This window comes from Microbacterium sp. LWH12-1.2, assembly GCF_040675825.1.
GTDB lineage: Bacteria > Actinomycetota > Actinomycetes > Actinomycetales > Microbacteriaceae > Microbacterium.
The window spans coordinates 1,621,608-1,638,470 of sequence record NZ_JBEGIJ010000001.1 but is presented as its reverse complement, the minus strand read 5'-3'; the positions used below and the strand labels follow the sequence as shown (position 1 = coordinate 1,638,470).

Annotated in this window: 21 protein-coding genes; 14 read left to right on the top strand and 7 right to left on the bottom strand. The window is 68.2% G+C overall.

All coding sequences use genetic code 11. The features are described 5' to 3' along the window. Nucleotides 1–83: 83 nt before the first annotated feature. Entirely contained in the window at nucleotides 84–962 is an 879-nt protein-coding gene (locus tag MRBLWH12_RS07935) for an SMP-30/gluconolactonase/LRE family protein (protein WP_363547920.1), read from the top strand. Continuing rightward, complete coding sequence (locus MRBLWH12_RS07930; RefSeq protein WP_363547917.1) at nucleotides 959–1,603, top strand: bifunctional 4-hydroxy-2-oxoglutarate aldolase/2-dehydro-3-deoxy-phosphogluconate aldolase; 645 nt, start codon at nucleotides 959–961, stop codon at nucleotides 1,601–1,603. The genes MRBLWH12_RS07935 and MRBLWH12_RS07930 overlap by 4 nt, the downstream gene beginning before the upstream one ends. A 76-nt stretch (nucleotides 1,604–1,679) precedes the next feature. Here the strand turns inward: MRBLWH12_RS07930 and gndA are convergent, their stop codons facing one another. Beyond that, on the bottom strand, nucleotides 1,680–3,128 hold the full coding sequence (gene gndA / locus MRBLWH12_RS07925; RefSeq protein ID WP_341974129.1) for an NADP-dependent phosphogluconate dehydrogenase: 1,449 nt from the start codon (nucleotides 3,126–3,128) through the stop codon (nucleotides 1,680–1,682). Between the two features lie 60 nt (nucleotides 3,129–3,188). After that, nucleotides 3,189–4,079, bottom strand: coding sequence for an NAD(P)-dependent oxidoreductase (locus tag MRBLWH12_RS07920; RefSeq protein ID WP_363547914.1), 891 nt, complete (start codon nucleotides 4,077–4,079; stop codon nucleotides 3,189–3,191). Nucleotides 4,080–4,180: 101 nt separating this feature from the next. Between MRBLWH12_RS07920 and MRBLWH12_RS07915 the strand changes: the two genes are divergently transcribed. Beyond that, nucleotides 4,181–5,239, top strand: coding sequence for a D-2-hydroxyacid dehydrogenase (locus tag MRBLWH12_RS07915; RefSeq protein WP_363547911.1), 1,059 nt, complete (start codon nucleotides 4,181–4,183; stop codon nucleotides 5,237–5,239). A gap of 20 nt (nucleotides 5,240–5,259) precedes the next feature. After that, nucleotides 5,260–6,054 (top strand): IclR family transcriptional regulator, encoded by a 795-nt coding sequence (locus MRBLWH12_RS07910; protein ID WP_341974132.1) that lies wholly within the window; start codon nucleotides 5,260–5,262, stop codon nucleotides 6,052–6,054. Here MRBLWH12_RS07910 and MRBLWH12_RS07905 read toward each other — a convergent pair. Next, on the bottom strand, nucleotides 6,032–6,196 hold the full coding sequence (locus MRBLWH12_RS07905; RefSeq protein WP_363547908.1) for a hypothetical protein: 165 nt from the start codon (nucleotides 6,194–6,196) through the stop codon (nucleotides 6,032–6,034). The genes MRBLWH12_RS07910 and MRBLWH12_RS07905 overlap by 23 nt on opposite strands. Before the next feature lie 56 nt (nucleotides 6,197–6,252). On the opposite strand from MRBLWH12_RS07905, the gene MRBLWH12_RS07900 reads away from it, so the two are divergent. From MRBLWH12_RS07900 to MRBLWH12_RS07885, 4 genes are read left to right on the top strand one after another with little or no spacing between them, the layout of a single operon-like run. Next, entirely contained in the window at nucleotides 6,253–7,671 is a 1,419-nt protein-coding gene (locus MRBLWH12_RS07900) for an MFS transporter (RefSeq protein ID WP_341974133.1), read from the top strand. After that, nucleotides 7,668–8,453, top strand: coding sequence for an SDR family NAD(P)-dependent oxidoreductase (locus tag MRBLWH12_RS07895; RefSeq protein WP_363547905.1), 786 nt, complete (start codon nucleotides 7,668–7,670; stop codon nucleotides 8,451–8,453). Before MRBLWH12_RS07900 ends, MRBLWH12_RS07895 begins: the two co-directional genes overlap by 4 nt. Beyond that, nucleotides 8,453–9,184 carry a fumarylacetoacetate hydrolase family protein gene (locus tag MRBLWH12_RS07890; protein WP_363547902.1) on the top strand — a complete coding sequence of 244 codons (732 nt, stop codon included), beginning with the start codon at nucleotides 8,453–8,455 and terminating at the stop codon, nucleotides 9,182–9,184. The genes MRBLWH12_RS07895 and MRBLWH12_RS07890 overlap by 1 nt, the downstream gene beginning before the upstream one ends. A gap of 39 nt (nucleotides 9,185–9,223) precedes the next feature. Next, nucleotides 9,224–10,294, top strand: a complete 1,071-nt coding sequence (locus tag MRBLWH12_RS07885; RefSeq protein ID WP_363547899.1) for a zinc-binding dehydrogenase — start codon at nucleotides 9,224–9,226, stop codon at nucleotides 10,292–10,294. Here the strand turns inward: MRBLWH12_RS07885 and MRBLWH12_RS07880 are convergent. Then, nucleotides 10,279–10,404, bottom strand: coding sequence for a hypothetical protein (locus tag MRBLWH12_RS07880; RefSeq protein WP_341974137.1), 126 nt, complete (start codon nucleotides 10,402–10,404; stop codon nucleotides 10,279–10,281). The genes MRBLWH12_RS07885 and MRBLWH12_RS07880 overlap by 16 nt on opposite strands. Nucleotides 10,405–10,631: 227 nt before the next feature. On the opposite strand from MRBLWH12_RS07880, the gene MRBLWH12_RS07875 reads away from it, so the two are divergent. Beyond that, nucleotides 10,632–11,234 (top strand): 50S ribosomal protein L25/general stress protein Ctc, encoded by a 603-nt coding sequence (locus MRBLWH12_RS07875; protein ID WP_363547896.1) that lies wholly within the window; start codon nucleotides 10,632–10,634, stop codon nucleotides 11,232–11,234. Nucleotides 11,235–11,360: 126 nt separating this feature from the next. Beyond that, nucleotides 11,361–11,942 (top strand): aminoacyl-tRNA hydrolase, encoded by a 582-nt coding sequence (gene pth, locus MRBLWH12_RS07870; protein WP_341974139.1) that lies wholly within the window; start codon nucleotides 11,361–11,363, stop codon nucleotides 11,940–11,942. 15 nt (nucleotides 11,943–11,957) lie between these two features. Here pth and MRBLWH12_RS07865 read toward each other — a convergent pair whose 3' ends face one another. Both MRBLWH12_RS07865 and trpS read right to left on the bottom strand, forming a co-directional pair. Next, entirely contained in the window at nucleotides 11,958–12,593 is a 636-nt protein-coding gene (locus MRBLWH12_RS07865; RefSeq protein WP_363547893.1) for a hypothetical protein, read from the bottom strand. Between the two features lie 22 nt (nucleotides 12,594–12,615). Further along, nucleotides 12,616–13,620 carry a tryptophan--tRNA ligase gene (gene trpS / locus MRBLWH12_RS07860; protein WP_414684946.1) on the bottom strand — a complete coding sequence of 335 codons (1,005 nt, stop codon included), beginning with the start codon at nucleotides 13,618–13,620 and terminating at the stop codon, nucleotides 12,616–12,618. 58 nt (nucleotides 13,621–13,678) lie between these two features. On the opposite strand from trpS, the gene MRBLWH12_RS07855 reads away from it, so the two are divergent. Genes MRBLWH12_RS07855 through MRBLWH12_RS07840 form a run of 4 tightly spaced genes read left to right on the top strand, consistent with a single transcriptional unit; the run spans nucleotide 13,679 to nucleotide 16,028 of the window. Next, entirely contained in the window at nucleotides 13,679–13,993 is a 315-nt protein-coding gene (locus tag MRBLWH12_RS07855; RefSeq protein ID WP_363547891.1) for a hypothetical protein, read from the top strand. A 45-nt stretch (nucleotides 13,994–14,038) separates the two neighbouring features. Next, nucleotides 14,039–14,701: an SRPBCC family protein gene (locus MRBLWH12_RS07850; protein ID WP_363547888.1), complete on the top strand. Its 663-nt coding sequence runs from the start codon at nucleotides 14,039–14,041 to the stop codon at nucleotides 14,699–14,701. Beyond that, nucleotides 14,698–15,384, top strand: coding sequence for a DUF4166 domain-containing protein (locus tag MRBLWH12_RS07845; RefSeq protein WP_363547885.1), 687 nt, complete (start codon nucleotides 14,698–14,700; stop codon nucleotides 15,382–15,384). The genes MRBLWH12_RS07850 and MRBLWH12_RS07845 overlap by 4 nt, the downstream gene beginning before the upstream one ends. Next, nucleotides 15,381–16,028 (top strand): DUF4166 domain-containing protein, encoded by a 648-nt coding sequence (locus MRBLWH12_RS07840; RefSeq protein WP_363547883.1) that lies wholly within the window; start codon nucleotides 15,381–15,383, stop codon nucleotides 16,026–16,028. The genes MRBLWH12_RS07845 and MRBLWH12_RS07840 overlap by 4 nt, the downstream gene beginning before the upstream one ends. Here the strand turns inward: MRBLWH12_RS07840 and MRBLWH12_RS07835 are convergent. Next, nucleotides 16,016–16,855: an exodeoxyribonuclease III gene (locus MRBLWH12_RS07835; protein WP_363547881.1), complete on the bottom strand. Its 840-nt coding sequence runs from the start codon at nucleotides 16,853–16,855 to the stop codon at nucleotides 16,016–16,018. The two genes, MRBLWH12_RS07840 and MRBLWH12_RS07835, sit on opposite strands and share 13 nt — an antisense overlap. Between the last annotated feature and the right edge of the window lie 8 nt (nucleotides 16,856–16,863).

The window sequence follows — 16,863 nt, the reverse complement described above, 5'->3', positions numbered from 1 at the left end:
TTTTCCTGTTTTCGCAAGTCGTATGCATATTGTGAGATAGTCTGCCACATAACGGTTGCAGCCACCACTGAAAGTTGACCCGGATGCCGCGCTCACATCTCTCCAGAAACGTCGAGATCATCTCGGACGAACGCTACGTACAGGCAGAATCGCCCCGCTGGGACGGCCGAGACGGCAGCCTCGCCTGGATCGACATGGCGACCGGTGCGCTCCACCGCGGCCGCCTTGAGAACGGGATGGTCGTTCCCGGGTCTGCCGTGTCGGTCGGCCGACAGATCGGTGCCCCGGCACCGCTCGCCGAGCCGGGGGCCGGCTGGGTGGTGGCGGTCGACCGCGACATCGTTCATGTCAGCGACGAGGGTGTCGTGTCGCCCCTTGCGACGGATATCGCCGCGCCAGGCCACTACCTGAACGACGGCGGCGCCGATCCGTCCGGCCGCTTCTGGGTGGGGAGTCAGTCGATGCCGCGGGCACCGCACTGCGCGCTGTGGAGCTTCGGCCCGGATGGCGTGGCGACCGAGAGGCTCAGCGGAGTGACGGTCTCGAACGGACTCGCCTTCGATCACACCGGCTCGACCCTGTATTACATCGACACGCTTCCGAACCGCAGTATCGAAGCGTTCGATGTCGCGGCGGATGGTCAGCTCTCCGGCCGCCGGACGATCTGCCGCGTCGACGGAGGCAATCCCGACGGCATGACGATCGATCTCGAGGGCATGCTCTGGGTGGCCGTATGGGATGCCGCAGAGGTGCGTCGCTATTCACCGACCGGTGTGCTGGTGCAGACGATCGAGCTTCCGGCGAAGAGGCCGACCGCTGTCGCTCTCGTCGATCGACTGCTCGTGATCACGACCGCAAGCATCGGACTGCCGCAGCCCGGCGAGGCGGATGGCGCGTTGCTCGGTGTCGAGGTCGAGATCGGCGGGACTCCGGCCCTGCCATGGGGCGGGTCGGGGCGATGAGCGTCGTCGACAACGCAGGGCTGCGGGAGCGGGTCACGGCGAGCCGACTCATCGCGATCATCCGAGGAACGGATGTCGATGCCACAGTGGCGACGGCACTGACCTTGATCGATGCCGGCATCCTCACTCTGGAGATCGCTCTCACCCTCGATGACGCCGAAGCGGCGATCGCTCACGTCGTGCAGGACGCACCGGTGGAAGCTCTCATCGGCGCGGGTACCGTGCTCGACGAGGCCGATGTCGACCGTGCCGTATCTGCCGGTGCGCAGTTCATGGTGACGCCGACGCTCACCGCCTCGGTCGAATACGCGGTCGGGCAGGGCATCGGTGTACTTCCCGGCGTCTACACGCCCACCGAGATCCAGCGGGGGATGGACCTGGGCGCGGCCGCGGTGAAGCTGTTTCCGGCGTCTGCGCTCGGCCCCGGCTTCATCCGCGCCGTCCGCGATCCCTTCCCGGAGGCCAGGATCATCCCCGTCGGCGGCGTCACCGTCGACACGATCAGCGGCTACCTCGCTGCCGGGGCGTTCGCTCTCGGTGTGGGCGGCCCGCTCGTCGGTGACGCGGCGACCCCGGGGGGAGACCTGAGTGCGCTCGCCATGCGGGCGCGGGCGTTCGTCCAGGCGGTCCAGGCCCGCTGACCGGGCTTCTTCCTTTCGTCGTCACAGAGAGAGGGGCCGGGAACCTTGCGGTTCCCGGCCCCTCCAAACGGTGACGTCAGTGCGTGTCTTCCGCCTCGATCTCGGTGCGGTCGCCCGACCACTGCGTGTGGAAGGTGCCCGGCTTGTCGATGCGCTTGTAGGTGTGCGCTCCGAAGAAGTCGCGCTGTCCCTGGACCAGAGCGGCCGGCAGACGGTCGGCACGGATGCCGTCGTAGTACGACAGCGACGACGAGAACGCGGGCGCGGGGATGCCGGCCTCGGCGGCCGCGACGACGACACGGCGCCACGCGGACTGGGCGCGTCCGAAGACCTCGGCGAAGTACGGGGCGGTCATCAGCACCGGAAGCTCCGGCTCAGCGGCGTAGGCGTCCGCGATGCGGTTGAGGAACTGGGCACGGATGATGCAACCGCCGCGCCAGATCTTGGAGATCGCACCGAGGTCGATGTTCCAGTCATACTCGGCGGCACCGGCGCGGATCTCGTCGAAGCCCTGCGAGTAGGCGACGATCTTGGAGGCGTACAGCGCGAGGCGAACGTCCTCGATGAAGGCGTCATGGTCGGTCACGGTGAACTCTTCGTCCGGACCGGGGAGAGATCCGGCGACGGCGCGCTGTTCCGGGTGCGAGGAGAGCGAGCGGGCGAATGTGGCCTCGGCGATGCCGGAGACCGGCACGCCGAGTGACAGGGCCGTCTGCACCGTCCAGGCGCCGGTGCCCTTGGCGCCGGCCTGGTCGAGGATGACATCGACGAGCGGCTTGCCCGTTGCTGCGTCGACCTGACGCAGCACCTCGGCGGTGATCTCGATGAGGTACGACTCGAGCTCGCCCGCGTTCCATTCGGCGAAGATGTCGGCGATCTCGGCCGGCGACTTGCCGGTGCCGCGACGGATGAGGTCGTAGGCCTCGGCGATGAGCTGCATGTCGGCGTACTCGATGCCGTTGTGCACCATCTTGACGAAGTGCCCGGCGCCGTCGTGGCCGACATGCGTCACGCATGCTTCGCCCTCGGCGATCGCGGCGATCGAGGTCAGGATCGGGCCGAGCGTGACCCACGACTCGTCCGAGCCGCCTGGCATGATCGACGGACCGGTGAGCGCACCCTCTTCGCCGCCGGAAATGCCGGCGCCGACGAAGTTGATGCCCGTCTCGCGGACCGCCTTCTCGCGGCGGATGGTGTCCGGGAAGTATGCGTTGCCGCCGTCGACGATGATGTCTCCCGGCTCGAAGACCTCGACGAGGGAGTTGATCACGGCGTCCGTCGGACCGCCGGCCTTGACCATGATGATCGCGGTGCGCGGCTTCTGCAGCGAGTCGGCGAACTCCTGGTAGGTGTGGGCAGGGATGAATCCGGCCTCGGGGTGCGCGTCGAGAACACCCTGGGTCTTCTCATAGCTGCGGTTGAAGATCGCGACGGTGTTGCCCTCGCGGCTGGCGAGATTGCGGGCGAGATTCGAGCCCATGACGGCGAGTCCGACGACTCCGATGTTCGCTGATGCTTCGGGCACTGAGGAGCTCCTCGATCGTGAAGAAGTGGGGGTGACTTTCAGCGTATCGCTGTGTGCGGGTCAATGCGTTTCTGTGTCGCGGGATGCCACGAAGCGGCGGGTGACGGCGATGTCGCGATCGCCGAGCCCGGCGGCCACGAGCTCATCGAACGCATGGCGCAGGGTCGGCAGAAGCACAGCAGACGTTCCGGTGGCCTCCGCGATGTCGGCCGCGAAGCGCAGGTCCTTCAGCATGTACTTCGCCATCCCGCTCGGCGAGTCGTCGCCGGTGACCAGTTTCTCCCTGCGGCTGTCCAGCAGGCGGGATCCGGCGTAGCCGCCGGAGAGCAGAGTCCACATCGCATCGAGGTCGAGACCGGAGCGCTCGGCAAGGACGGTCGCCTCGCCGAGCGCCAGGATGGTGGCCGAGACGACGAGTTGATTGCAGGCTTTCGCGACCTGGCCGGCACCGAGCGGGCCGAGATGAACGGGGCGACCGCAGGCGGTCAGAATCTCCGCCGCTCGTTCGGCATCCTCCTCGTCGCCGCCGAGCATGATCGACAGCGTGCCGGCCTGAGCGCCGTCCTCACCGCCGGACACCGGACAGTCGACGACGCGCACGCGCCCGTCGGACTGCGTGTACAGCCGGTCGGCGAGAGCGCGGATTCCGGGTGCGGACGACGTCGATCCGATCAGGATCAGAAGGTCGCCGGCTCCGGCGAGGAGGCCGTCCTCGCCGTCGAGAAGCTCTTCGAGCTGCGGGAGGTCGGGGAGCATGGCGAGCAGGACGTCGACCTGGGATGCGAGTTCGCGGGGCGAGTCGGCCCACGAGGCGCCGGCCGCCATGAGCTGCGGCTGCGGGCGCCGTGCATGGATGACGAGTGCGCCGCGTGCGGCGAGGAGATGCTCGGCCATGGGGTGCCCCATGGCGCCCAAGCCGATCACGCCGACGGTGGCTGGAGAGGAGGACATGGCGACATGGTACCGAACATCCAGCTGATCGAACAGTGTTCAGCGGAATGGATTTACGCTAGAGTGAGCGGATCGAGAGTCTGCCCGAGGAAGGGACCAGCATGTCGGAGATCAAGAACAGGCTGCGAGTCGTCCTGGCGGTGCCGCTGTCGGAGGAGCACTGCCGGTTGATCGAGGAGCTCGAACCGCGGGTGGAACTCGTCCGCGATCACTCTCTCATGCATCCCATGCGCGGACCGGCCGACTGGTCCGGTGACCCCGATCATGTACGCACACCACAGGAGCAGTCGGCATTCGACGACATGGTCGATTCCGCCGACGCGCTGTTCGGCATTCCCGATGTCGATCCTGCGGCACTCGCGAGAACGGTCGCCGCCAACCCGCAGTTGCGCTGGGTGATGACTACCGCTGCCGGCGGGGGCAGCCAGGTCAAGGCGGCCGGACTCGCCCGCGAAGCGCTCGATCGCATCGCGTTCACGACCAGTGCCGGTGTGCACGGCGGTCCGCTCGCCGAGTTCGCGGTGTTCGGCGTCATCGCCGGAGCGAAGGGTCTTCCCCGGCTGCTGGCCGATCAGCGGGAGCGCACCTGGCCGGAGCGCTGGGAGATGCGTCAGGTCGATGAGATGACCGTTCTCATCGTGGGCCTGGGTGGCATCGGCGCCGAATGCGCCCAGCGTTTCCACGCGCTCGGCGCCCGAGTCTGGGGCACGACGCGCTCCGGCGAGCCCATCGACGGCGTGGACCGGTTGATCCCGCTCGACGAACTCGTCGACGCGGCAGCAGAAGTCGACGCCATCGTCGTGACGCTCCCCGGCACCGAGCAGACCCATCACCTCGTCGGCGCGGACGTGCTCGGCGCGGTCCGGCCCGGCACGATCCTCGCGAGCGTCGGACGTGGCACGGTGATCGATGAGGACGCACTCCTCTCGGCCCTCGACGACGGGCGCATCGGTTTCGCCGCCCTGGACGTGTTCGAGAAGGAGCCGCTCGATCCCGCATCGCCGCTGTGGTCGCACCCGCAGGTTCTGGTCAGCCCGCATACGGCTGCGCTGAACTCCAAGGAGGAGGAGCGGATCGCGCGGAGGTTCGCCGAGAACGCGGCGCGCCTGCTCGATGGCGCGCCGTTGCGCGCCGTCGTCGATACCGTCGAGTTCTACTGATTTCCAGCAGGGGGCGAAGAGTGGCGAGCGAAGACGATCCGCGGGAGGCCCGTGACCCGGCGCCGGCCGTCAGCAGGAGCATCCGCCTGCTCGGAATCCTCGCGGAGGCCGACCGGCCCCGTACGCTGACGGAGCTCGCGGCCGATCTCGGACTCGCGAAGTCGTCGACAGCGAATCTGTGCCTCGCCCTCGAGGCGGGCGGGATGGTCGAGCGCACGGCGCTGGGCTACCGACTCGGGCTGCGCACCGCGGAGCTGGGTGGTGCGTACGCCGCGCAGTTCAATCAGATCCGTGAGTTCTACAGCGTGTGCGAGAAGTCGCCGACGCTCTCGGCCGAACTCGTCCAGGTGGCCGTTCTCGACGGAGCGGATGCGCTGTACCTCGCGCGTTACGAAGGTTCGAGATCGCTCCGACTGGGCACCCCGCTCGGCTCGAGGCTGCCCGCGGCGCTTTCTGCGACGGGGCGGGCGCTGCTCGCGGCGATGTCGGATGCGGAAGTCGTCGCGTTGATCGGTGCGGATGCCGAGTTCCCGGCGCTCACCGAGCGCAGCACGACGACCATCGAGGGTCTTCTCGAGGTACTGGGGACCGCGCGTCGTCGCGGCTGGGCGCTGGATGCCGAGGAGTCGTTCCGCGGCATCGTCGGCGTCGCGGTGCCGCTCGACGGCTGGGCGCCGTCCGATCCGCCGCTGGCCCTCGGCGTCGCGATCCGCGCCATGGATGCCGACTACGAGCGGATCGAGCGCGTCGGTCAGGCGCTGCGCGACGCCGCCGCAGCCCTCACGAACCCGTTCAGCGCCGCCGCTCGCCGCTGATCCCGAGGCGCCGCGCGATCGCGATCCGCGGGTGCTGATCTTCGTCGTGCCCGCGATCGGCGGCGCCGATGTTCGTCGAGCCTTCCGGCAGGCCGGGGGACGAGTGGGCCGGGCCACTGTGGCTGTACAAAGTGTTGAACATGGGCCAACCCGCTGGTACAGTCATCTTAACGCCGCTGGCGAAGCCGATCGAAGGAGATGGCAATGACCGACTTGCGCACCACCGCGAAAGCCCCGTCTGATGACCCCGAGTACGCCGCGAATCTTCGCCGAGCCACACTTGCGTCCAGCATCGGCAGCGCGCTGGAGTATTTCGACTTCGCCCTGTACGGGCTGTCGACGGCGTTGATCTTCAACGTCCTGTTCTTCCCGCAGGGTGATCCCGCGATGGCGACGGTGCTGGCGTTCGCGACGTTCGGAGTCGGCTTCCTCGCCCGCCCGTTCGGTGGCCTCTTCTTCGGGGTGCTCGGCGACAGGCTCGGACGCAAGTGGGTGCTCGTCGCAACGATCCTGTTGATGGGTGGTGCTTCCACCGCGATCGGGCTGCTGCCGACCTATGAGGCGATCGGGATCTGGGCGCCTGCCCTCCTGGTCCTGCTGAGGCTGCTGCAGGGATTCGGAGCCGGTGCCGAACAGGCCGGCGCCACCGTGCTGATGGCCGAGTATGCGCCGGTCAAGCGCCGCGGCTTCTTCTCGGCGCTGCCGTTCGTCGGCATCCAGGCCGGAACCCTGCTCGCCGCCGTCGTCTTCAGCCTGATCACGCTGCTCCCCGAGGACCAGCTGCTCAGCTGGGGGTGGCGCGTGCCGTTCCTCGCGTCCTTCCTGCTGATCCTGATCGCACTGTTCATCCGGATGCGGTTGCGCGAGACCCCGACGTTCATCGAACTCGAGAAGCACGAGCAGATCGCCGATCGACCGATTAAGGAGATCTTCACGCACGGTCTTCCCGGCGTCATCGTCGGCGTCGGGCTGCGGATGGCCGAGAACGGCGGTTCGTACATGTTCCAGAACCTGAGCCTCGCGTTCTTCGTGGCCGTCGTCGGCCCCACCGCAGACAAGAGTCTCCTCACCTGGGGTGTCACGCTCGGTTCGCTCATCGGCATCTTCTCGGTGCCGTTCGCCGGTCACCTGTCCGATCGCTTCGGGCGGCGAACGGTCTACCGCTTCGGCGCCGTCTTCATGCTGATCTACACCTTCCCCGCATGGTGGATGCTCTCGCTCGGCAACCACGCGCTGGCGATCGGCGTCATCGCTGTCGGCATCGGCGTCGCGGTCAACACCATGCTCGGACCGCAGTGCGCGATGCTCCCCGAGATGTTCGGCAACCGCCATCGCTACCTCGGCGTCGCGATGGCGCGCGAGATCTCCGCGGTGCTCGCCGGTGGAACGGCCGGTGTCCTCGGCGCCTACCTGATCGCGGTCAGCGGCGGCAACTGGGTGCTGCTCGCGATCTACATGCTCGTCCTCGCCGTCATCACCACCGCATCCACGTTCCTGGTGCCGGAGACCCTGCGCCGTGACCTCACCCGCATCGACGACGCGATCAAGGTCTCGCGCAACGAGGGTGGCGACGATGTGTTCGCCACCACGGTCACCATCAAGGCTGTCGCACCGTGACCGGCCTGCCGGCCGGCCTCGGCGCCTTCGATCTCACCGGGCGCACCGCACTGATCACCGGATCCAGTCGAGGAATCGGCCGGACGCTGGCCGAGGGCCTCGCCGCGGCCGGCGCGCGCGCGATCGTGCACGGGCGTGACGCCGCGAAGGCGGCAGCGACCGCTGCCGAGATCTCGGCTGCAACCGGTATCGACGCTCGCAGCGTCGTCTTCGATGTGACGGATGCTGCCGCGGTGGACGCCGGGATGCTCGAGGTCGAACAGTTGATCGGCACCCCCGACATCCTCGTCAACAACGCCGGCGTGCAGCGGCGTGCTCCGATCGCGGAGTTCACGGATGAGGACTGGGATGCGCTCGTGCAGACCAACCTGTCCGGCGTCTTCCACCTGTCGCGGCGCGTCGCACGCGGAATGATCGCGCGCGGCTCCGGCAAGATCGTGCAGATCGGGAGCGTGCAGTCGCAGCTCGCCCGCCCCTCGATCGCGGCCTACTCCGCGACCAAGGGCGCGATCGTGATGTTCACGAAGGGGCTGTGCGCTGACCTCGCACCTCACGGCATCCAGGCGAATGCGATCGCACCCGGCTACTTCGCCACCGAGCTCACCAGCGCGCTGGTCGCCGACGAGCAGTTCTCGGCCTGGGTGCGCGGGCGCACGCCCGCAGGCCGCTGGGGCGACACCCGCGATCTCGTCGGCGCGCTGGTGTTCCTGTCCAGCTCGGCCGGCGACTTCGTCAACGGCCAGACGCTCTACGTCGACGGCGGCATGACGGCGGTGATCTGATGCGCATCGGCCGAGTGCTGACCGCGGACGGCCCCCGTCATGTCAGAGCAGAGGGTGACCGCCTGGTGCCCATCGAGGATCCGTACGCCGCGTACGCCGCGGGGCGCAGCCCGGCCGATGACGGGGAGGCGGTCGCGGGGGAGTTGCTCGCACCTGCCGTTCCCGTGGTCGTGATCGGCGTCGCGCAGAACGGGCCGGAGCACCACTCGCCCGTTCAGGCGTGGCTGAAGAGTCCGCGCACGGTGACACCGAGCGGAACGGCAGTGTCGTTGCGCCGGGACGCGGGTACGGCGGTCGCCGAGGGTGAGATCGCCGTCGTGATCGGCAAGGCGACTCCCGGGTTGACGGCGCAGAACGCGCATGAGTACGTCCTCGGTGTCACGGCCGTCAACGACCTGTCGAGCCCGGACCGCGCCGAATGGGATCCGCGCAACTTCGAGTCGAAGTCCGGCGACGGCTACACGCCGCTCGGCCCCTGGATCGATACGGACGCCGACATCGACGATGTCACCCTCACCCTGGAGATCGACGGCTCGATCGTCGCCGAGACCGACAGCCGCGAGCTGCCGATGGCGATCCGCGACTGCCTCGCGTACATCGCCGCCTGGTCGCCGCTCGGACCGGGAGACATCGTGATGACGGGGGCGCCGCACTCGCAGGCGCGGGTGCTGCCAGGGCAGACGGTCACGGTGACGGTCTCGGGAGTCACCCTGGTCACACCCCTGGTGTGACCGGAGAGACCTGTGAAGATGAACGGGAACGGAGCACACGTGGAGAATCTCGCCGTCGTCGCGCATGCGGCGAATGACCTGCGCATCGAGGACGTCGGAGCACCGGCACCAGCCGCCGACGAAGCGATCGTCGACATCGCCTTCGGCGGCATCTGCGGATCGGACCTGCACTACTGGATGCACGGAGCGGCCGGCGCCTCGGTGCTCCGCGCACCGATGACTCTCGGCCATGAGGTCTCCGGCGTCGTCTCGGTGCCGGCTGCCGATGGGAGCGGCCCTGCCGAGGGAACACCGGTCGCCGTGCATCCGCTCACGCCGCAGGGCGATGGTCGCACGCCGTGGCCTGCCGACCGGCCGAACCTCGCCCCGGCATCCACGTACCTCGGCTCGGCGATGCACGTGCCGCATACCCAGGGGGCGTTCGCGCGTCGCGTCGCCGTTCCCACCCGGATGCTGCACGCCGTCCCCGATGGCCTCGATCTGCGCATCGCTGCCCTCGCCGAGCCGGCCGCCGTCGCCTGGCACGCGGTGGCGCGCGCAGGAGACGTGCGCGGTCGCAGCGTCGCCGTGATCGGAGCAGGACCCATCGGGCAGCTCGTCGCCGCGGTGGCGCAGCGCGCCGGGGCCTCCTCCATCACGGTCACCGACCTGCACCCGCAACCCCGCGCGATCGCGGAGGCCCGTGGGGCGGTCGGGATCGACGCCAGGGACGCCGAAGCCATCGCCGCGCTGCACGCCGACGTCGTCGTCGAGTCCAGCGGCACCGTGCCCGGCCTGGCCGCCGCCATCTCCGCTGCTGTGCGCGGCGGAACGGTCGTGCTGCTCGGGCTGCAGCGGGCAGGAGAGGTCGCCGTGCCGATGGCCACGGCGATCACGCGAGAGCTCTCGCTGATCGGATCGTTCCGGTTCGGCACGGAGTTCGGCGAGGTGATCGCGGCGCTGGCCGACGGCACGCTCGACGTCTCGGGAATCATCAGCCACGTGGAGCCGGCGCATGATGCGCTCGATGCCTTCGCGTTGGCCGCTGATCCTTCGCGGTCATGCAAGGTGCTCCTCGACTTCGGTGTCGAAGCCGACGGGGCGGATGCCCGAGATCAGTCCTTGCGGTAGCCCGACCGGCCGAGCGAGAAGAGAGCCGCGAACGTCAAGCCCGCGGCGCACACCGACATCGCTCCGATGAGCCAGAGGAGTGCGTGCGAGAGAAAGGCGCCGTCGAGCATGAGGGGTCTCCGTGTTCTGCGCAGAAAAAGCTGGTGTCCTCAGCCTACCGCGTCATCCGGTACAATTGAGCAGTACCTCGGCGAGGGACGCTTCCGCGCGTGCGCGAACGTCCGTTATCGACGCGGCGGAGCGAGCCCGGTGGCTTACCTCACGCGTTTGCGTTCGAGCCCACAATTCCAAGACCACCGCGCGGCCCCTTCGCTGCGTGCCCCGAAGGAGAATCCCCATGTCTGAAGACACCAAGGTCCACGCCGAGCTTCGCGAGAACTTCGGCAAGGGCTACGCCCGCCGCCTCCGCGCTGCCGGCAAGATCCCCGCCGTCATCTACGGCCACGGCACCGAGCCGGTGCACGTCGCGCTGCCGGGCCACCAGGTCTCGCTCATCATCCGCCGCGCCAACGCCGTGCTCGAGCTCGAGATCGATGGCAAGGGCGACCAGCTCACCCTCGTCAAGGATGTCCAGAAGGACCCCGTGCACCAGATCATCGAGCACATCGACCTGCTCGTCGTGAAGAAGGGCGAGAAGGTCGCGATCGACATCCCGATCATCGTCGTCGGCGAGTCCGCTTCCGGCACGATCGTGAACCAGGACGCGAACACCCTGTCGATCGAGGCCGAGGCCACGCACATCCCGCAGAACATCGAGGTCTCCGTCGAGGGTCTCGAGGAGGGCGCGCACATCACGGCCGCCGACGTCGTGCTGCCCAAGGGTTCGACGCTGCTCTCCGACCCCGAGGTGCTCGTCGTCGCGATCTCCGTCCCGTCCGCCGCTGAGGCGACCGAGGACGAGGCTGCTGCGGAAGAGGCCACCGAGGCCGCTGCCGAGTAATCTCCGACCGGTTCGGAACAGAGGGGACGCGATCCGATCGCGTCCCCTCTGTCGTATCCGGCCGTCATACTGGTCGCGACCCCCGCTGCTGCAGGGCACGGGAGGTCGCGCGCGGAAGGACCACTGATGGCATCCACCTGGCTCGTGGTGGGACTCGGGAACCCGGGACCCCGGTACGAGGCGACCCGGCACAACATCGGCCAGCTCGTCGTCGACGAACTGGCGGCACGCCGCAGCGAGAGCTTCCGCGAGCACAAGGGCGGAGCTCGCGTCGTCGAGACCTGGCTGCGGCCGGGTGCCGACAAGCTGGTGCTGGCGAAGCCGAACACGTTCATGAACGTCTCCGGTACCCCGGTCGCTGCTCTCGCCCGCTTCTACTCGGTACCCGCAGAGCAGGTCATCGTCGTGCACGATGAACTGGACATCCCGTTCGACACGGTGAAACTGAAGATCGGCGGCGGCCACGGCGGCCACAACGGAGTTCGGGACGTCGCGAGCGCGATCGGCACCGCCGACTTCCCGCGTGTGCGCGTGGGCATCGGACGTCCGCCCGGACGTCAGGATGCGGCGGACTGGGTGCTCGCGCCTTTCGGCAAAGAGGAGCGGGCGAACGTGCCGATCCTCGTCTCCGATGCGGCGGACGCCGTCGAACTGCTCGTCGCGGAAGGACTGCTCGCGGCGCAGCAGAAGCACCACGCGCCGCGCTGAGCGCTGTCCTTTGCGTCAGCTGGAGTAGTCGTAGTCGATGAAGCCGGCGGCCGTCCCGGTGCTCAGGGCGATCACCAGCACGACGAAGAAGATGAGCGGCGCGATGATCGCGACGACAAGAGCGGCGATGCCTTGTCCGCGGCCCTGTCGGCGTCGGATCGCGATGATCCCCACGACGATCGCTGCGATGCCGAGCAACGTTCCGGCCCAGAATGCGAGCTCCGTCCACAGCACCTGGTCGCGGGCGGGGGAGAGGAAGGCGAGCGAGTCGACGTCGCTCATGTAGTCGGCTGCGCCGGGGATGCGCCGGCCGATCTCGTATGCGGCGAAGCCGACGATGATCGGGGTCGCGACGGCGGCGACGAGGGAGAAGATCAGCGCCAGGGTGCCGAGGAACGGCGATCGCCGCTCGGGGGCGGCCAGCACCGGATAAGCGCCGGCCGGGGCCGCGTAGCCGCCCACCGGCACGTGGTAGGCACCCGGAGGCGCCTGGTAGACCGGTGCCTGCGGGTACGCCGGAGCGACGGGCTGCGGATATCCGGGTGCGACCGGCGGCTGCGGGAAGGCGGGGGCCGTGGGCGGCGGTACCGTTCCGTGCGGTGCCGCCGGAACGGGAGGCACGCCGGGCGGGGGCAGCTGCGGATCAGTCACGACCCCATCCTAACGGCGAGTGTCAGACGCGTCGCAGCAGGCCGACGCGATCGTAGACGGTACGGAGAGTGACGTCGGCGACGGCATCCGCCCGCCCGGCGTTCGCGGCGAGGATGCGATCGAGCTCGGCCGGGTCGTCGAGGAGCTCGAGGGCTCGCGCTCTGACCGGCTCGAACTCGTTGACGACGACCTCGGCGAGGCTCTTCTTGAAGTCGCCGTAACCGCGACCTGCGTACTCGTCTTCGATCGACGGCACCTGACGGCCGGTGAGGGCCGCATAGATCGTCAGCAGATTGGAGACGCCCGGCTTGTTCTCCCGGTCGAACCGCACCGATCCCTCGTTGTCGGTGACAGCGCGCATGATCTTCTTCGCCGACTTCGCCGGGTCGTCCAGCATCCAGATGACGCCCGCGTCGCTCTCTGCGGACTTCGACATCTTGGAGGTCGGGTTCTGCAGGTCGTAGATGCGCGCGGTGTCCTTCTGGATCACCGGGTTCGGCACCGTGAAAGTCTCGCCGAAGCGGGAGTTGAAGCGCTCTGCGAGGTCGCGCGTGAGTTCGACATGCTGCTTCTGGTCGTCGCCGACCGGCACCACATCGGTCTGATACAGCAGGATGTCCGCCGCCATCAGGACCGGGTACGTGAACAGGCCGACGCTCGCTGCGTCCTGCCCGTAGCGTGCCGACTTGTCCTTGAACTGGGTCATCCTGCCGGCTTCGCCGAACCCGGTGATGGTGCCCAGAATCCAGGCGAGTTCAGTGTGGGCGCGGACGTGCGACTGCACGTACAGCGTCGACTGCGAGGGTTCGATGCCTGCCGCGATGTACTGCGCGGCCGTGCGACGGGTTTTCTCCCGCAGTTCGGCCGGGTCCTGAGCGACGGTGAGCGCGTGCAGGTCGACCACCGAGAAGTAGGCGTCGTATGCGCTCTGCAGATCACGCCACTGCAGGAGCGCGCCGATGTAGTTGCCGATCTGAAGAGAATCGGCGGATGGCTGCATTCCTGAGTAGAGGCGAGGTTTCGTCACGATATCAATCCTATGGTGATGCTGGTGGCGCAGAATCCGGTGCTGGCAGACTTGGCCGATGGTGCAGGTGCAGACGGCGTCGGGTGACCGCGTCATCCGGATCGTCGGAGGTGTGCTCGCCGCGGGGTTCGGAGTGCCCTTCCTGCTGCTCGGCGGGATGGCCCTCAGCAGCCGCTTCGGGTGGGGCGCCGGCGATCCGCACGGATACGCGATGATCTTCGGCACGGTCCTCGCGCTCGGGCTGGGCCTGCTCACAGCCGTCGTGGTGCCGCTGATCTTCCGCTCCAGCCTCCGGGGCGCCGCCTACATGTGGAGCATGCTCGTCTACGTGCTCGTCGCCGTCGGACTCATCGCGGCGCTGCTCACGGCGTGATGGGTCACGCAGGGCGCGTCGAGAACGAACATCTAGGCTGGGCGCATGAAGACCCCGCACGGCCGGAGGAGGCGCGCTCACGCGACGCAGGATCGCGCGCTCTACGTCGAGATTCTCATTCGGGCACCCCTGGAGACGGTGTGGGAACGCACTCAGGACCCCACCTCGCACGTGCGCTGGGATGCCCGTTTCACGTCGATCAGGCCCACGCGAGTCCGCGAGAACGGGGCGCAGGAGTTCGATTACGAGCTCGACCTCGGACTGCACAAGATCCGTGGCACCGGTTCTTCTCTCGGCACCCGTCACGGTCGGCACGGCGAGCGCACCTCCGCCCTCGTCTTCGATTCTGCCGACCGGCTCTCGCCGCTCGGCAGCGGTCGCGGCTATTGGCGTTACATCCCGACGGATGATGGAGTGCGTTTCCTCACCGGATACGACTATCAGCCGGGATGGGGTCCGATCGGCCGAATCCTCGACCCGCTGATCACACGGCGGTTCGTCTGGTGGCTCACCGCGTGGAGTTTCGATCGGCTCCGGATCTGGGCAGAGGAGGGTGTCGTTCCCGAGAAGACGACCTGGTGGCGCTCGTTGCTCCCTGGAGAACGACCGCGGGCTCGCGCCGGACGCTGCATGTCGCGTCCCGCGCGCGATGACGGCCGCTCCGTGATGCAGGCCGCCCCCGATTCGCTCGCGGAGATCACCTCATGATGCCGACCGACGGCGTGTTCCGCCGTGCACTCGGTGCCGATTTCGAGCGCCTGCATCCGCAGCTGCAGCGGCGGTTCGGTGTGGGTGTCGCTGCCGGCTATGGCTGCATCGGGCGCGGTGTGATGTCGGAGGTGCGGCGTGGACCCTGGTGGACGCTGCCGTTCCTGGCGTTCGGGACCCTGCGCAACATCATGTTCCCCGAGAAGGGGCAGAACATCCCGTTCCAGATCGACAACCACGCCTACGTCGACAGCCTCGGCCGAGAGACCGTCACCTTCGTGCGGACGATGGATATCCGACCGGGGCGCCGCCGCCGCTTCGATGCGACGATGATCTACAGCGAGAGTCGCGGCAGGATCGTGGACTACTTGGGAACGCATCAGCATCTCGCGGTGGATCTCGACCTGTCCGTCACCGACGACGGTGGTCTGCGCCTGGCCTCGGGCGCGCAGCGGTTCTATGAGGGCCCGGTGTCGTTCCGGTTCCCGATGCTGTTCAGCGGCCGAGCCCACCTCACCGAGCACTACGACGAGAAGCGGCAGTGCTTCGTCATCGATCTCGAGGTGCGAAATGCGCTGCTCGGTTTCCTCTTCGGGTACCGCGGGGAGTTCGCGTGCGAGTTTCCGGAGGGCACGGACGCGCCGCAGACAGCGAAGCCCTACCGCGAAGAGCGTCGCGAGTGATCCCACAGGGCGGTGTCTTCCTCCGTGCACTGGGTGTCCGATCGCAACAGCTCCATCCGGCGATCCTGGCGCAGCTGAGCCAGCCCCACGCCCCGGAGGACTCCGTGCACGGAGTCTTCGAGACGGCGGGCAGCCGGTTCGGACGGCTGGCGTTCCTCGCCCGTCCCGTCCTCGGGCCGTCGCTGCTCCTCACCCGCTTCGGCACAGACGTGCCTTTCGTGCTGACCGCGCGTGCATCGAGCACCGCCGCAGGTCGCGCGGTGCTGGAGACGACGCGCCGATTCGAGTTTCCCGGGGCGACGGAGGTGATCAGCGATCGTCTCGTCGAGGATCCTGAGGCCGGTGGTCTGCGCAATCTCCTCGGCGATCGCCGGCGGATCGAGCTCATCCTGGACTGCGCGGTGACAGACCAGGGATCGCTCCGGATGCAGTCCCGCCACGTCGCCCTGGTTCTTGGAGGGCTACGGATCCCGCTCCGAGGGCCCTTCGGGATCGTCGTCTCCGTCGAAGACGGGTGGGACGCCGAGCATCAGCGGAGGACCATCGCGATGGAAGCTCGACACCCGCTGCTGGGTACCGTCCTGGAGTATCGCGGCTGGTACCGGCCGAACGATCTCGGCGACGCCGACTCTCAGTACGAGTAGTCGACGACCACCGGCGCGTGATCGCTCCAGCGCTGGTCGTAGGACGCCGCTCGAGCCACGTGATAGGCGCCGACGCGCTCCGCGAGGGCGGGGGAGGCGAGGTGGTAATCGATGCGCCAGCCGGTGTCGTTGTCGAACGCCTGACCGCGTGCCGACCACCACGTGTACGGCCCCTCGACCTCGCCGTGGAAGCGTCGGCCCACGTCGACCCAGCCGAGACCCGGACCCACTGATCCGTCGACACCGGTGATCTCGGCTCCGGCCGCACCGAGGAAGCGATCGAAATAGGCGCGCTCACGCGGCAGGAAGCCGGACTTCTTGCGGTTGCCCCGCCAGTTCTTGATGTCGATTTCGCGGTGCCCGACGTTGAGGTCGCCGGTGACGACCGCGAGGGCATCGTCGGCTGCGAGCTCGCTCAGGCGCGGTCCGAAGGCCTCGAGGAAGCGCCACTTCTCTTCTTGGCGCGGCGTCTCGGCTTCGCCGGAGTGCACGTAGGCACTGACGATGGTGATCGGCCGGTCGCCGAGGACGAAGTCCCCTTCGAGCCAGCGCCCCTTCGAATCGAAGTCGTCGTCACCGAATGCGGTGCGGGTCGCGAGGGCGGGGGTGCGGCTCACGATCGCGACGCCGGCGCGTCCCTTCGCGGTGGCCTCGTCGTGCACGATCGACCAGCCGGGGAAGGCGGCCTCGAGATGCTCGTCCTGCCCGCGGACCTCCTGCAGAGTGAGCACATCGACGTCGGCAGAATCCAGCCAGGCGTGCATTCCGTTGCGGACCGAGGCCCGAATTCCGTTGACATTGACTGTGGCGACACGCAGATGAGGCATGCCTCAAG

Coding starts and splice junctions, on each gene's coding strand:
- MRBLWH12_RS07935 (WP_363547920.1), top strand. CDS start 84: ATGCCGCGCTCACATCTCTCCAGAAACGTCGAGATCATCTCGGACGAA.
- MRBLWH12_RS07930 (WP_363547917.1), top strand. CDS start 959: ATGAGCGTCGTCGACAACGCAGGGCTGCGGGAGCGGGTCACGGCGAGC.
- MRBLWH12_RS07920 (WP_363547914.1), bottom strand. CDS start 4,079: ATGTCCTCCTCTCCAGCCACCGTCGGCGTGATCGGCTTGGGCGCCATG.
- MRBLWH12_RS07915 (WP_363547911.1), top strand. CDS start 4,181: ATGTCGGAGATCAAGAACAGGCTGCGAGTCGTCCTGGCGGTGCCGCTG.
- MRBLWH12_RS07905 (WP_363547908.1), bottom strand. CDS start 6,196: ATGTTCAACACTTTGTACAGCCACAGTGGCCCGGCCCACTCGTCCCCC.
- MRBLWH12_RS07900 (WP_341974133.1), top strand. CDS start 6,253: ATGGCAATGACCGACTTGCGCACCACCGCGAAAGCCCCGTCTGATGAC.
- MRBLWH12_RS07890 (WP_363547902.1), top strand. CDS start 8,453: ATGCGCATCGGCCGAGTGCTGACCGCGGACGGCCCCCGTCATGTCAGA.
- MRBLWH12_RS07880 (WP_341974137.1), bottom strand. CDS start 10,404: ATGCTCGACGGCGCCTTTCTCTCGCACGCACTCCTCTGGCTCATCGGA.
- MRBLWH12_RS07875 (WP_363547896.1), top strand. CDS start 10,632: ATGTCTGAAGACACCAAGGTCCACGCCGAGCTTCGCGAGAACTTCGGC.
- pth (WP_341974139.1), top strand. CDS start 11,361: ATGGCATCCACCTGGCTCGTGGTGGGACTCGGGAACCCGGGACCCCGG.
- MRBLWH12_RS07855 (WP_363547891.1), top strand. CDS start 13,679: ATGGTGCAGGTGCAGACGGCGTCGGGTGACCGCGTCATCCGGATCGTC.
- MRBLWH12_RS07850 (WP_363547888.1), top strand. CDS start 14,039: ATGAAGACCCCGCACGGCCGGAGGAGGCGCGCTCACGCGACGCAGGAT.
- MRBLWH12_RS07845 (WP_363547885.1), top strand. CDS start 14,698: ATGATGCCGACCGACGGCGTGTTCCGCCGTGCACTCGGTGCCGATTTC.
- MRBLWH12_RS07835 (WP_363547881.1), bottom strand. CDS start 16,855: ATGCCTCATCTGCGTGTCGCCACAGTCAATGTCAACGGAATTCGGGCC.